Annotated in this window: 11 protein-coding genes; 7 read left to right on the forward strand and 4 right to left on the reverse strand. The window is 64.6% G+C overall.

Annotated elements, in window-relative coordinates:
- Window positions 1-18 precede the first annotated feature (18 nt).
- Genes C0J29_RS20635 through C0J29_RS20645 form a run of 3 tightly spaced genes read left to right on the forward strand, consistent with a single transcriptional unit; the run spans window position 19 to window position 3727 of the window.
- Entirely contained in the window at window positions 19-450 is a 432-nt protein-coding gene (locus C0J29_RS20635) for a hypothetical protein (protein WP_120793415.1), read from the forward strand.
- Window positions 450-893 (forward strand): MmpS family transport accessory protein, encoded by a 444-nt coding sequence (locus C0J29_RS20640; protein ID WP_082977728.1) that lies wholly within the window; start codon window positions 450-452, stop codon window positions 891-893. Before C0J29_RS20635 ends, C0J29_RS20640 begins: the two co-directional genes overlap by 1 nt.
- A 35-nt stretch (window positions 894-928) precedes the next feature.
- Window positions 929-3727: an MMPL/RND family transporter gene (locus C0J29_RS20645; RefSeq protein ID WP_174814910.1), complete on the forward strand. Its 2799-nt coding sequence runs from the start codon at window positions 929-931 to the stop codon at window positions 3725-3727.
- A 3-nt stretch (window positions 3728-3730) separates the two neighbouring features.
- Here the strand turns inward: C0J29_RS20645 and C0J29_RS20650 are convergent, their stop codons facing one another.
- Window positions 3731-4948: an aldo/keto reductase gene (locus tag C0J29_RS20650; RefSeq protein WP_208659321.1), complete on the reverse strand. Its 1218-nt coding sequence runs from the start codon at window positions 4946-4948 to the stop codon at window positions 3731-3733.
- Between the two features lie 302 nt (window positions 4949-5250).
- Between C0J29_RS20650 and C0J29_RS20655 the strand changes: the two genes are divergently transcribed.
- From C0J29_RS20655 to C0J29_RS20670, 4 genes are read left to right on the forward strand one after another with little or no spacing between them, the layout of a single operon-like run.
- Window positions 5251-6114 carry an SDR family NAD(P)-dependent oxidoreductase gene (locus tag C0J29_RS20655; RefSeq protein ID WP_120794864.1) on the forward strand — a complete coding sequence of 288 codons (864 nt, stop codon included), beginning with the start codon at window positions 5251-5253 and terminating at the stop codon, window positions 6112-6114.
- Window positions 6115-6142: 28 nt separating this feature from the next.
- The gene (locus C0J29_RS20660) at window positions 6143-7063 is read left to right on the forward strand and encodes a ferritin family protein (RefSeq protein ID WP_120793418.1); all 921 of its coding nucleotides are present in this window, start codon (window positions 6143-6145) and stop codon (window positions 7061-7063) included.
- Window positions 7064-7065: 2 nt separating this feature from the next.
- On the forward strand, window positions 7066-8547 hold the full coding sequence (locus C0J29_RS20665) for a flavin-containing monooxygenase (protein ID WP_120793419.1): 1482 nt from the start codon (window positions 7066-7068) through the stop codon (window positions 8545-8547).
- Window positions 8544-9455: a MerR family transcriptional regulator gene (locus tag C0J29_RS20670; protein ID WP_120793420.1), complete on the forward strand. Its 912-nt coding sequence runs from the start codon at window positions 8544-8546 to the stop codon at window positions 9453-9455. The genes C0J29_RS20665 and C0J29_RS20670 overlap by 4 nt, the downstream gene beginning before the upstream one ends.
- Here the strand turns inward: C0J29_RS20670 and C0J29_RS20675 are convergent.
- The 3 genes from C0J29_RS20675 to C0J29_RS20685 form a co-directional block, all read right to left on the reverse strand.
- The gene (locus tag C0J29_RS20675) at window positions 9442-10458 is read right to left on the reverse strand and encodes an acyl-ACP desaturase (RefSeq protein ID WP_120794865.1); all 1017 of its coding nucleotides are present in this window, start codon (window positions 10456-10458) and stop codon (window positions 9442-9444) included. The two genes, C0J29_RS20670 and C0J29_RS20675, sit on opposite strands and share 14 nt — an antisense overlap.
- A gap of 14 nt (window positions 10459-10472) precedes the next feature.
- Window positions 10473-11237 (reverse strand): sigma 54 modulation/S30EA ribosomal C-terminal domain-containing protein, encoded by a 765-nt coding sequence (locus C0J29_RS20680; protein ID WP_269456390.1) that lies wholly within the window; start codon window positions 11235-11237, stop codon window positions 10473-10475.
- Between the two features lie 192 nt (window positions 11238-11429).
- Window positions 11430-12782, reverse strand: a complete 1353-nt coding sequence (locus C0J29_RS20685; protein ID WP_120793421.1) for a salicylate synthase — start codon at window positions 12780-12782, stop codon at window positions 11430-11432.
- Window positions 12783-12940: the final 158 nt, after the last annotated feature.

Here is a 12940-nt window from a genome sequence, read left to right on the forward strand (position 1 = left end):
AGGGGAAGGGATCAACACGTGATTCCGGGTCTGTTCGGCTTACTGACGATCATTTCCCTTGCGCTGATGCTGATGCTCGCGACCGTCGCGTCGCTGTACGTCAGAAAGCTGCGCAACCGGCAATCGACTCAGCTGAGCGAAGAGATGGGGAGCTCCAAGGTCGTCCTGGGCAAACTGCGCAAACGCGAACCGATGTCGCAGGATGAATTGACGTACGCGAAACAGATTGTCGCCGACCGTAGCTCCCCGATGGCGCTGGCCATCCCCGGCATGATCTTCATGCTGGGGTGCTTCTACGTGTTCGGCAGCCTGGAACACCTGCACGGTGCGCGGCCCTCCGAGCGAACATTCCTCGGGGTCATCCCGATGCTGACGTCCACCAACCTCGCCCTTCGCATGCTCAGCAGCAGGCGACTGAAAAGACGTTTGCGGACGGCGGTGTCAGCCTGATGACGCCCCGTTCATTTGGCAGGACCGCGTTGCAGCGCGCCTGGATGCCGTTGGTCGCCGTCGTCGTAGTCGGTGCCGGCCTGATTGGCATGTGGAAGGTTCACCAGTTCTCCGAGCCCACCCCAGTCCCCACCGTCAACGGGCCGCAGGCACCGCCGGACTTCAATCCCAAACAGCTCACCTACGAGTTGTACGGCTCCGTCGGGGACGGCGGGATGCTGGTGTACGCGGATGTCGACGGGCATCCGCATCGCGTCGATGTCACGACGTTGCCGTGGTCACACACCGAAACGACCACGCTCACCGTGGTTTCGGGCAGTATCTCGGCGCAGGTTCACGGCGGTCAGCTCGGCTGCCGGATCCGGGTCGACGGCGTCGTCCGCAATGAGCAGTCCGATGACCATCAGGATGCCCATGTCTTCTGCATAGTGAAGTCCGCATGAGCGAGCACCGGTCCAAACGACCGTTCGTCCCGAGAATGGTTCGCGCCCTTGCTATCCCGATCATCGTCTGTTGGGCGCTTATCGCCGTGACGACGAACACCTTTGTGCCCCAGGTGGAGAAGGTCGCCGAGGAACTCGCCGGACCGATGGTTCCGCATTACGCGCCCTCACAACGGGCGTTGCTGCATATCGGGGAGAAGTTCCACGAATCCGACTCGACCAACCTGACCATGGTCGTGTTCGAGGCCGACCGGCTGTTGGGCGATCAGGACCACCACTACTACGACGATTTGATGCTGCGGCTCAAGCGCGACACCGCACACGTGCAATACGTGATGGATCTGTGGGGCAAGCCGTTCACGGCCGCGGGAGCGCAAAGCGTCGACGGCAAGTGCACCTACGTATTGCTTCGCCTGGCCGGCGACATCGGCCAGATACAAGCCAATGCGTCCGTCAACGCCGTTCGAGACATCATCAAGAAGGACCCGCCCCCACCCGGGCTCAAGGTGTACGTCAGCGGCGCTGCTCCGCTCGCGTCGGACACGCTGAGCATCGCGAACGCAAGCCTGAACAACGTCACCATCGTGACGATCTTCCTGATCCTGGCGATGCTGCTGCTGGTCTACCGCCGCTTCTCCACCCTGCTGGTGCCGCTGGCGGGGGTGCTGATCGAGATGCTGGTCGCCAAAGGCGTCATCTCAACCCTCGGCCACTTCGGCTACATCGAACTGTCATCGTTCGCCGTGAACATCGTGATCGCGCTGACGCTGGGGGCGGGGACTGACTACGGCATCTTCTTGCTGGGCCGGTATCACGAGGCACGACAAGCCGGCGAAAGCCGGGAGGACGCCTACTACATCGCCTACAAGGGTGTCGCGCCCATCGTCATCGGCTCGGGGCTGACCATTGCGGGCGCCTGCTACTGCCTGACTTTCGCGCGGCTCAACTACTTCCACACGATGGGGCCGGCCGTAGCCATCAGCATGCTGTTCACCATCGCGATGGCGATGACGCTGGGGCCGGCCATCTTGACCGTGGGCAGCCTGTTCGGTCTCTTCGATCCGAAATCGAAGGCAAAGGCCACCCTGTATCGCCGGATCGGGGCGAGCGTGGTGCGTTGGCCAGTGCCGATCCTGGCCGCCAGTTCCGCCGTCGTCATGATCGGGGCGGTCTTCGTGCCGACCTACCGGCAGAACTACGACGACCGCCAGTACCAGCCGGCCGGTGCCCCCGCCAACCTGGGCTTCGCGGCAGCGGACCGACACTTCCCCAAGAGCAAGCTGTTCTCCGAAATGCTGATGGTCGAGACGGACCATGACATGCGCAACTCGGCCGATTTCATCTCGCTGGACCGGGTGGCCCGAAGCCTGATCCGACTGCCGGGAGTCGCGATGGTGCAAAGCATCACCAGACCCATGGGCCGGCCATTGGAACATGCCAAGATCCCCTACCTGTTCACCAGCCAGGGCAGCGGGAACGGTCAACAGCTCCCGTTCAGCATGCAGCAGAACGCCAACACCGACGAACAGGCCCAGATCCAAACTCACTCTGTCGCGGTGTTACGCAAGGAGATTGACTTCTTCCAGCAGATGTCGGACCAGCTGCATCAGACGGCGCTCACCGTCGCGGATCTGCAGCAGATCACCGACCAGATGAACTCGCAGATCTCGAACCTCGACGACTTCTTCCGGCCGATCAAGAGTTACTTCTACTGGGAACGGCACTGCTTCGACATTCCCGTCTGCTGGGCGTTCAGATCGGTGTTCGACGCGCTCGACAACATCGACAAGCTGGCGGAAGACATCAACGCCGCCAAAGCCTCCATCGAGGCGATCGACCGGATCGTGCCGCAGATCATCACTCAACTCAAACTCACCGCAGATGACACCGAGGCGTTGGCCGCACTCCTGGTCAAGTCCTACGGTTCGGCGGACCTGCAGGCTATGCAGACGGATCAGACGTTCAACGACTCGGTCAACGTCGGCCTGGATTTCGACGCCGCCCGCAGTGACGACTTCTTCTACATTCCCCGGGAAGGGTTCGACAACGAGGACGTCAAAACCGGCATGAAGCTGCTGATGTCGCCGGACGGGAAGGCCGCGCGGTTCATCGTCACCCACGAAGGCAATGCCATGGGCCCCGAAGGCGTGGAACACGTCGACCAGTTTCCCGGCGCCATCACCACCATCCTCAAAGAGACCTCGCTGGCCGGCGCGCGGGTCTATATCGGCGGCTCGGGATCCAACGACAAGGACATCAAGGCTTACGCCGCAAACGATCTGCTCATCGCGGCGATCGCCGCTTTCGTACTGATCTTCTTGATCATGATGGTGATCACGCGAAGTCTGTTCGCCGCCTTGGTTATTCCCGCCACCGTGGCATTCTCCTACGCCGGCGCATTCGGGCTTTCGGTGCTGTTCTGGCAGCATCTCATCGGCCTGCATCTGCATTGGCTGATCTTGCCGCTGACGTTCATCATCCTGGTGGCGGTGGGTTCTGACTACAACCTGCTGTTGATCGCGCGCGTCAAGGACGAAGTCCACGCCGGGATCAACACCGGTCTGATCCGCGCGCTCGGCAGCACCGGCGGTGTCGTCACGTCCGCAGGGCTGGTGTTCGCTTTCACCATGCTGGCGATGCTCAGCAGCGACCTGCGCACCATCGGTCAGATGGGTTCCACGGTGTGCATCGGCCTGCTGCTCGACACGCTGATCGTGCGTTCGTTCGTAGTGCCTTGCCTCATCAGGATTCTCGGACCGTGGTTCTGGTGGCCGACGCTGGTGCGTGCTCGTCCGCTGCGGCAAAGACCGCCCGCCGCTGTGCCCACCCCTTAGCGTCTACCCGCGACCCGAAGGCACCTCGGCAAATCCCGGTTCACCCCCGTCCACCACCGAGTTGAATCGGTAGCGGGTGTCAAGGCGTTCGCTGATCTCCGCGATCGCGCTCTCGGGTAGCCGGGTCACGTCGAAGTTCTCGCCGATCCGCGTCGGCGTCACGGAAGCGGTGAGCACCGCGGTGCCTCGTTGGATCCCCCACGCGAGCAGCACTTGGGCCGGAGTTTTGCCGAAATCGTTTGCGATAGCGACAATTAAAGGATCGTCGAGCACTCGTGGTTCCAGTGCGTGTCCCAGCGAAGCGAAAGCCAGCAGGATGATCCCGTGTCTCGCGCACAATTCATGCAGCTCCCACTGCGGGTGATAAGGATGCGATTCCACCTCCACCACCGCCGGCTTGATTCTCGCGGTTTCGAGGATCCGCCGGGTGCCTGCCGAGTCGATGTCCGAGAGTCCGATGGCCCGCGTAAGTCCGTTTTCCACAAGGGATTCCATCGCGGCCCAGGTCTCCTCCAGCGTGACCCCGTCGTCGTAGATCACCGCTCCGTCCGGATCGCGCGGGTCTTGGTCGTCGCCGGGCTGGAATGCGAACGGAGTGTGCATTAGATAGAGATCCACCTGGTCGAGACCGAGCCTGTCGAGGCTGGCCCGCAGCGCAGGTTCGACCCGCTGCGGCCGATGATTGTTGTTCCACAGCTTTGTGGTCACAAACAATTCATCGCGGCGCACCGTGCCGGGAGCCAACAACTCCGCGAGGGCCGCACCCACTTCGGCTTCGTTGCGGTACCGTTCAGCGGCATCGAAATGGCGGAAGCCCACGTCAACCGCAGCCTTGACGGCATCCCGAGTCTTGGTGTTGTCCGACAGCGACGTCCCGAACCCGAGCGCAGGGATGTCACCGCTTCCGTTGTTCAGCGCAAATCGAAGCTGGTTCAGATCGCCGTTGGTTGCCATGATCGGCCGTCCCTTACTGGTTGCAATGTTGAGCTGTCCTGTCCAACACATTTGAGCGGCGTGTGTTGTCACGATGTCTGCAACGTCACAGCGACCCGCATCGCAGAACCCTTTTGATGCGCGAGAGTCCCCAAAATGCCGGCCGCTGCGGCGTGCCGGCGGCAACACGCGGGCGCTCGCCACGGCAGGTTCGACGTCACGCGCACGAGAGTCCCCAAAACGTCGGCCGCCGCGGCGTGCCGGCGGCAACACGCGGGCGCTCGCCACGGCAGGTTCGACGTCACGCGCACGAGAGTCCCCAAAACGCCGGCTGCCGCCGCGTGTCGGCGGCAACACGCGGGCGCTCGCGACGGCAGGTTCGCCGTCACGCGCGCGAGAGTCCCCAAAATGCCGGCCGCCGCGGCGTGCCGGCGGCAACACGCGGGCGCTCGCGCCAGGAGGTCGAGAGCGGCGGGGCCGGGCGCGTCAGGATCGGCTCAAACAAAGCTGCCATTGACGAATGTCACCATTTGCGATTGACTCCATCACATGGCGCACATCGCGGTGCGGTCCGAGCGGACGTTCGAATGATGCTGGGACCATTGGACAAGCTGCTGGGCCGGAAGACCCCGAGTCACAGGGCCCTGGCGGTCGTTACGGGCGCGGGCAGCGGTATCGGCGCCGCCTTCGCGGTCGAACTCGGCCGGCGGGGCGGCAAAGTGGTCTGCAGCGATATCGACGAGGTAGCCGCCCAGCGGACGGTCGATGAACTCACCGCGCACGGTGCCCAAGCCACGCCCGTGCGCTGCGACGTGTCCCAGGTCGACGACGTGCACGCCCTGGCCGAACAGGCGCAGGAGTGGTTCGGCGCGGCGCCGACTCTGGTGATCAACAATGCCGGCGTCGGTGCCGGTGGCGAGCCAATCGGCGATGTGCCACTGGACGATTGGGTGCGCACCCTCGGCGTGAACCTGTGGGGACCGATTCACGGTTGTCACGTCTTCACCCCCATCCTGCGGGAATCAGTTGCGTCCCAGCCGAAGGCGATCATCAACGTCGCCTCGGCGGCAGCATTCGGGGCCGCGCCCGGCATGGCCGCCTACAACGTCAGCAAGGCCGGGGTGCTCTCGCTGTCCGAGACGCTGGCAGCCGAATTGTCCGGCACCGGAATCAAAGTCACCGTGCTGTGCCCGACCTTCGTCAAGACCAACATCGTCGAATCGGGCCTGCAAGCCGGACGCATCAGCGAGGAATCCAGCGCGCTGGCCACCCGACTGATGCGGTGGACCGGATTCTCCGCCGAGAAGGTCGCGCGAATCTGCCTGGACGCCAACGACCGGGGCGAGCTGTACTGCATGCCCCAACTCGAGGCGAAGCTCGGCTGGAATGTCAAACGCCTTGCACCGGGCGTATATACGCGCGCGGTCGGTCTGGTGTCGCGCGCCGGGCACTGATGCACCCGTCCACCTGAAAGGACACGTTGTGGCCATCGAAATGGAAGCCATGCTCGCCAAGATCAAGGACCGCCAATGGGCGCTCGCCGACATCGATTGGGATGCGCCCGGGGCCGAAACCATCCGCCCCGAGTTCCGGCCCAAGCTCAAGGCCTTCATGGCCGATCTGTGCTGGATCGAGAACATCGGGGCCCGGGGGTTCGCGGCGCTGTCCAAGAAGGCGCCCAACCCGACCATCGCCGAGATTTACCGGTATTTCCATGCCGAGGAACAACGGCACGCCAACGCCGAACTCGCGCTGATGAAGCGCTGGGGCATGCTCGAAGACGGCGAGGTCCCCACCCCGAACGTCAATATCCGGCTGGCCATCGAGTGGCTGGACACCTTCGCCGACGACATGCCGCTGTCCGTGCTGGGCACCGTGATTCCCATGCTGGAGGTGGCACTGGACGGGGCGTTACTGAAGTTCCTCCTCGAGACGGTGGAAGACCCGGTGTGTCACCAGGTGTTCGAGAAGATCAACAACGACGAATCCCGGCACATCGCAGTGGATTTCGAGGTGCTCGAGATGATCGGTCACGCCACCGCGCGTCGGCTGGCCATCGAGCTCGTCGGGCGCTTCGCGTCACCGGGTCTGATCCTCGGGATGGTCATGTACGTGCCGCTGCTCAGCCGGGTCCGTAATGAGATGGCCGGCATGGGGATGGAGCCGGAGCGACTGTTCAATGCGGTCAACCGTTTCAGGCAACTCGGCGAGCGCGGCACGCGCACTCCGCGGGTGCCCACCTACAAACTGCTCAAGCGGCACGCCTCGTGGGTGGTCAACCCGCGACACCCCTACCAGCTGCTGGCCAACTCCATGGTGTGGCTGTCGGATTACTATCCCAAGCCGCTGCTGCGGCCGATGCCGAGTTGGTCGCGGGAGCTCACCCACAAGCCGGCGGCCTGACCATGGCGGCAATCCACTCCACTCTCATCATCGGCGCGGGTTTCACCGGCCTCGGGGCAGCGATCCGATTGGCCGAGGCCGGCCTGAACGGGCCAGAAGACGTTGTCATCCTGGAACGTTCGGACCGGGTCGGCGGGACCTGGCGGGACACGCAGTACCCGGGCGCCAGCTGCGACGTCCCGTCGCTGCTGTACTCCTACTCGTTCGTCAAGAACCCGAAGTGGTCGCGCACCTACTCGCCGGCACCGGAGATCTACCGGCACATCGAGGAGATGGCGAACAAGTTCGACGTCCGCCGCCATATCCGGTTCAAGCACGAAGTGACCGGCCTGAGCTTCGACGAGGACGCCGGCGTGTGGACCGCAACAACCAAGAACCGCAAACGCTTTCGGGCACGCACCGTCGTGCTCGCCTCCGGCCCGCTGTCGGACGCCAGCTTCCCGGCCATCCGCGGCCTGGACAGTTACCAGGGACACAAGATTCACAGCGCCCGGTGGGACTCCGACTACGACTTCACCGGCAAGCGGGTGGCCGTGATCGGGACCGGCGCGAGCGCGATTCAGATCATCCCCGAACTGGTGAAGCAGGCCGGCTTCGTCAAAGTCTTCCAGCGCACGCCCGGCTGGGTGCTGCCGCGGCTGGATGTCGCCACGCCGCCGGCGGTGCAGGCATTGTTCGCGAAAGTCCCTGCCACCCAACAACTTGCCCGGCAACTGCTGTTCTGGGGCCACGAGGCAACGGCGACGGCGATGGTGTGGAACACCCCGCTTACCTCGGTGGTGGCCCGGCTGGGTCAGGCCCATATCCGGGCCCAGGTCAAAGACCCGTGGTTGCGCCGCCAGCTGACGCCCGACTTCGCACCGGGATGCAAGCGCATGCTTGTCTCCAGCGACTATTACCCGGCCCTGCAGCGCGACAACTGCAAGCTGATCGACTGGCCGATCGCGACGCTGAGCCCGGCCGGGATCCGTACCAGCGACGGCATCGAACATCATCTGGACTGCATCGTGTTCGCCACCGGCTACGACGTCCACCTCACCGGGCCGCCGTTTCCGGTCAGCGGCCTCGGTGGCCGGTCCCTGAACGACGAATGGGCCAACGGCGCAATGGCTTACAAGAGTATCAACGCGCACGGATACCCGAACCTGTTCTTCATGACCGGCCCCAACTCGGGTCCCGGCCACAATTCGCTGCTGGTTTACATCGAAGGCCAGCTCGACTATGCGGTACGCGGTATCAGCACCATCCTGGACAACGACCTGCGCTATCTCGATGTGCGGGAAGACGTGCAGCGCCGCCACAACGAGCACATCCAACGCCGGCTGACCAAGACGACGTGGATGTCGGGATGCCGTAGTTGGTATCTCACCAAAGACGGGTACAACGGGTCCATGTATCCGGGCACCGCGACGCAGTATCTTCGCCAGATGGGCAACTTCCGGCTGGGCCATTACGACGCGGTCACCCGCCGCGTCTGCGCATGACATCACCCAGGCCCGAACCCGGGACGATCGCCAGCGTGCTGCACAACGTGCGGCGTGCCCCGAAGCGCGTGCGGCGCCAGTCACGTGATTTCGTCGAAACGGCTGTCACACAGCTTTTCGACGCCGCGGTGCGCCACCCGCAGGGTGCCGCGACGTCCGGCGAGTACCGAATCGAAGAACTGGCCCGACTCGCGGGGACGACGACGCGCAACATCCGGGTCTACCGTGACCGCGGCCTGTTGCCGCCGCCGCTGCGGGTGGGGCGGATCGCACTGTTCAACGACACTCACCTGACCCGGCTCCGCCTGATCACCTCGATGCTCGATCGCGGCTACAACATCGCCCACGTCCGGGAGATGCTCAGCGCGTGGGAGGAAGGCAAGAATCTGGGCGACGTCCTGGGCCTGGAAACCGCAATCGTGGGCACCTGGACCACCGAGAAGTCACAGACCATGCCACTGGCCCAAGCCCGCCAACTCGTCGACGACGCAACCGCTTTCGATCGGCTGGTGGCACTGCATGTCATCCGTGTCGACGGCGAGCAGGCCACCGTCACCCGACCCAAGCTCATCGAGGCGTTCAACGAAGTCCGCGGCTACGGCATAAGCATCGACAAGCTCATCGACCTGCACGAGCAGATCCTGCCCAAGGTCGACGAGATCAGCGACCTGCTGGTGCGGGCCGGCTTCGAACACGTCGCGGACCGGATCAAGCCTGGCGAGGCGCTGCCGGCGGACGCGGAAGTCGCCGAGCTGATCACCATGCTGGTCCGCTTCCGCACTCAGGCGGTCGCGACCGTCACCGCGACCCTCGCGTCATCGATCGAGTCCAACATCGAGACTTTGGTCAGCCGACTGCTGTCGGAATATCTCGAGAAGGCGGCCGAACCCGACGTCAGTGCCCGCTGAGTGTCAGCGTCCCTTGGGTTTTCAGCACCCGCGCGGCGGTGATCCCCTCGGCCTTGCGCGCCTCCCGGTCCAGATAGCGCTGCTTGGATTCCTCGAACTTCTCCGAGGCCTGCTCCAGTTCCTTGATCAGCAACGCGAGATCGTCACGCATTCGCGCCGCTTCGCCGGTGAAATCTTCGCGTTCGAAGATCCGCCACTTCTTCAGGACCGGCATCACCACTTCCTCGAGGTGAATCCGCGGGTCGTAGACGCCGCCGACCGCGATGACCACCGCCTTGCGCCGGAACTCCGGCACCGTGTATCCGGGCATCTTGAAGTTGCGCAGAATCCGGTGCACCGACTTCATCGCCTGGTTGGGCGCGATGTCCAGACCGGCTGCGCTGACATCGCGATAGAAGATCATGTGCAGGTTCTCGTCCGCTGAAACCCGGGCGAGTAGCTGGTTGGCGATGGTGTCGTCGCAGGCCTTGCCGGTGTTGCGGTGCGAGACGCGGGTGGCCAGTTCCTGGAACGAGACGTACATGACCGAGTCGAACAGGCTCTGCGCGAACAGGCTGCCCTGCTGGTTCTGGCCGGGGCTGAAGCCGCGGGTGATCTGCTCCATCCGCAGCTTTTCCAGCTCAACGGGGTCCACCGCGCGGGTCACCACCAGGTAGTCGCGCAGCGCAGTGCTGTGCCGGTTCTCCTCGGCGGTCCACCGGTTGACCCACTGGCCCCACGCGCCGTCGAGGCTGAAGTTCATGGTGATCTCGCGGTGGTAGGACGGCAGGTTGTCCTCGGTCAGCAGGTTCTGCACCATCGCCACCTGGGCCACGTCGGACAGCTGGCTCTGGCCCGGCTCCCAGTCCTGTCCGTCGAGGGCGTAATAGTTCTTGCCGTCGGACCAGGGGATGTAGTCGTGCGGGCTCCATTCCTTGAACATCGACAGGTGCCGGTTGAGCAGGCGCTCGGCGACGGGCTCAAGTTCTTGCAGCAGTTGCAGATTCGTCAGTTCCTTGGTCACAAGCATCTCCAGGGTTACTTGGTCGGCACCAGCAGGCCGAGGTTGCCGTCGTGGCGGGGATACAACAATTGGCCGCGGCCGGTGTCCCGGTCGGTGTAGAACAGCAGCGGCAGGGTGTGTTCGCAGGCGCGTCGTACCGCGTCGGCTTCTCTCAGGGTGGGTGTGGCACGGGAATTCACGATCAGCGGTACCCGGGGGCCCGGTATGCCCGGTGACCAGGCCCACCCAGGTGGGAAGACGTGCCGTTGGCGGGCCAGACGCAGACCCGACGGCCCGGCCCGGTACACCAGTGCGTCCTCGCCGGTTTCGGAGTCGGTGAACAGGTGGGCGTCGTAGTCCATGCCGTCCATCACCGCAACCGCATCCAGTGGTGTCGTGCGTTGCAGCACAACGGGTTTGCGGCGGGCGACGACGGCGTCGTAACCTACGGTCAGTATCCTGCGTGTCGGATCCGGCCAGGTGCGCGGCCGCCACGGCGCCAGCATGCGGACGATCTGGCGGTCAAGTCTTTCCAACGCCGGCGACAGGTCGTCGAGGCCGGCGGTGACGGCGGCGACGCGCGCCGGGAGTTCGCCGACCGACAGGTTCACCTGCATGACCAGCGGGCCGCGGCCGCACATCCCCGTCTTGAGGCGTACCCGAGCGCCCCCGGTGATCTCGTGAGAGGCCAGGACCTCACCGACCGCTTGCGCCACGCGCTCGGCCTGGGCGACGGTGACCGGACCCGCGGACGTCACGTCGACGTCCGGCAATTCCCGCACCGACTTGAGTGCCTTCACGCCGCGGCGACCCTTTCTGTTCATTTCGCGACACCGAATGCCGCGCAATGAAGCTTCGCCGTTCGACGGCAGCGTCAGATAGAGCCGAAAGTCCCACCGGGAGTGGCTAAAGTCCCGAACGAATGCATTAGCAATAGACGCCCGTGTCGAACATCACATCAAGTCGCACCCGGGCGTATTATGCACGCCGCGTTAAATCTGACTTTCCACCAGGTATGGCGCCAGCGTCGATAATTTCTCGCATGTCTCCTCGAATTCCCTTTCGGGATTGGAGGCCTCGATGATGCCGGCACCCGCCCGCAGCCAGGTGCGGCCGTCGTGTTCGTAGGCGGCGCGCAAGGCCAATGCCGCATCGAGCGAACCATCCGCGGAAAATTTCACCACCGCACCGGAATACAGCCCCCGCGGACCTTCGTCGAGCCGCAGGATGGCCTCGACGCCATCGGCTTTGGGAATACCCGAGGCGGTCACCGCCGGGAACAGTGTTTCCAGCGCGTCCATCCGGTCGCTCGACGGGTCCAGCCGTCCGGTGATGGTGGAACCGAGGTGCTGCACACTCCCCCGCTCCCGCACCGCCATGAAGTCGATGACGGAAGCGGTCCCGGGTGTCGCGATCTCGGTGACCTCCTGCAGCGAGGTGCGAACCGAGATCGCGTGCTCGACAATCTCTTTGGCGTCCGACTCGAGGTCGTCGCGGGCCTGCCGGTCCGGCACCGCACCGCGCCCCAGCGCGCGGGTCCCGGCCAGCGGCTCGGTGACCACGAGGCCGTCGGCGCGCACCGACGTGACGAGTTCCGGGCTGTACCCCAGCGCGCGAATTCCGCCGAGCCGCAACAGGAACGAGCGCACCGGCGTGTTGTGCCGGCGGCCGAGCCGGTAGGTGGCCGGAAAGTCAAGGGAGAAAGGCACTTCCAGGCAGCGAGACAGGATCACCTTGTGATAGCCGCCGGCGGCGATTTCGCTTACGGCGACCGCCACCCGGTTGCGATAGCCGGACGGATCGGCAGACAGATCCACCGGGCGGGCGCCGCGCAACTCGCGCACCCCGGCACTGAGCAACTCCTCGACCGCCTCGCGCTCGCGGGTGCCGCCGCCGAAGAGCCGAACGTCCTCGCGTGTGATAACGATGCGCAGCCGGGGCCAGAAGACCCGGGCCAGCGGGGTGTGCGGCGCCAGCCGGGTCTGCAGCCCGAAGCGGTAGACACCGAATTCGAAGGCGACCCAGCCGAATGCCTGGTCGGTCTCGAGTAACAGCCGGTCGACGGCTTCCCCGAGAACGGCCCCCGGGCGCCCCGACCACTGTTGCCGGCGGGTGATGCCGTCGCGGACTACCCGCAGTTCGTCGCTGTCGAGCTCCACCATCGCCTGCACGCCTGCGGCGAGCTCCCACTGCCCGTCGTGCTCGTACAGCAGGTACTCCTCGCCATCCGGCTCGACCAGCACGGCGGCGAGTTCAGCGGCGAGGTCGGCGGGTTCGACGCCGGCGGGAAGGGGCAGGCACAGCGAGGCGAGGACAGAACTCGTCTGCACACCGGCGTCCGTCACGTAAGTAAATGTAGCCTAACCTACTACCGACCGCGCGACCCCCGGTGCATTTCGTTTCAGGGGCCCGTCAGGCCTCATGCCGAACTAACATCTCACGCAAATCTTGGCAGCCCGGACCGTGGGCCGGCCGGCATCCGTTTTTGCTGGCAGGAACGGCA

The organism is Mycobacterium paragordonae, from assembly GCF_003614435.1.
GTDB lineage: Bacteria > Actinomycetota > Actinomycetes > Mycobacteriales > Mycobacteriaceae > Mycobacterium > Mycobacterium paragordonae.

Excerpts from the sequence above, each read along its gene's own strand:
- C0J29_RS20640 (WP_082977728.1), top strand. The coding sequence starts at position 450 with ATGACGCCCCGTTCATTTGGCAGGACCGCGTTGCAGCGCGCCTGGATG.
- C0J29_RS20645 (WP_174814910.1), top strand. The coding sequence starts at position 929 with ATGGTTCGCGCCCTTGCTATCCCGATCATCGTCTGTTGGGCGCTTATC.
- C0J29_RS20655 (WP_120794864.1), top strand. The coding sequence starts at position 5,251 with ATGCTGGGACCATTGGACAAGCTGCTGGGCCGGAAGACCCCGAGTCAC.
- C0J29_RS20665 (WP_120793419.1), top strand. The coding sequence starts at position 7,066 with ATGGCGGCAATCCACTCCACTCTCATCATCGGCGCGGGTTTCACCGGC.
- C0J29_RS20670 (WP_120793420.1), top strand. The coding sequence starts at position 8,544 with ATGACATCACCCAGGCCCGAACCCGGGACGATCGCCAGCGTGCTGCAC.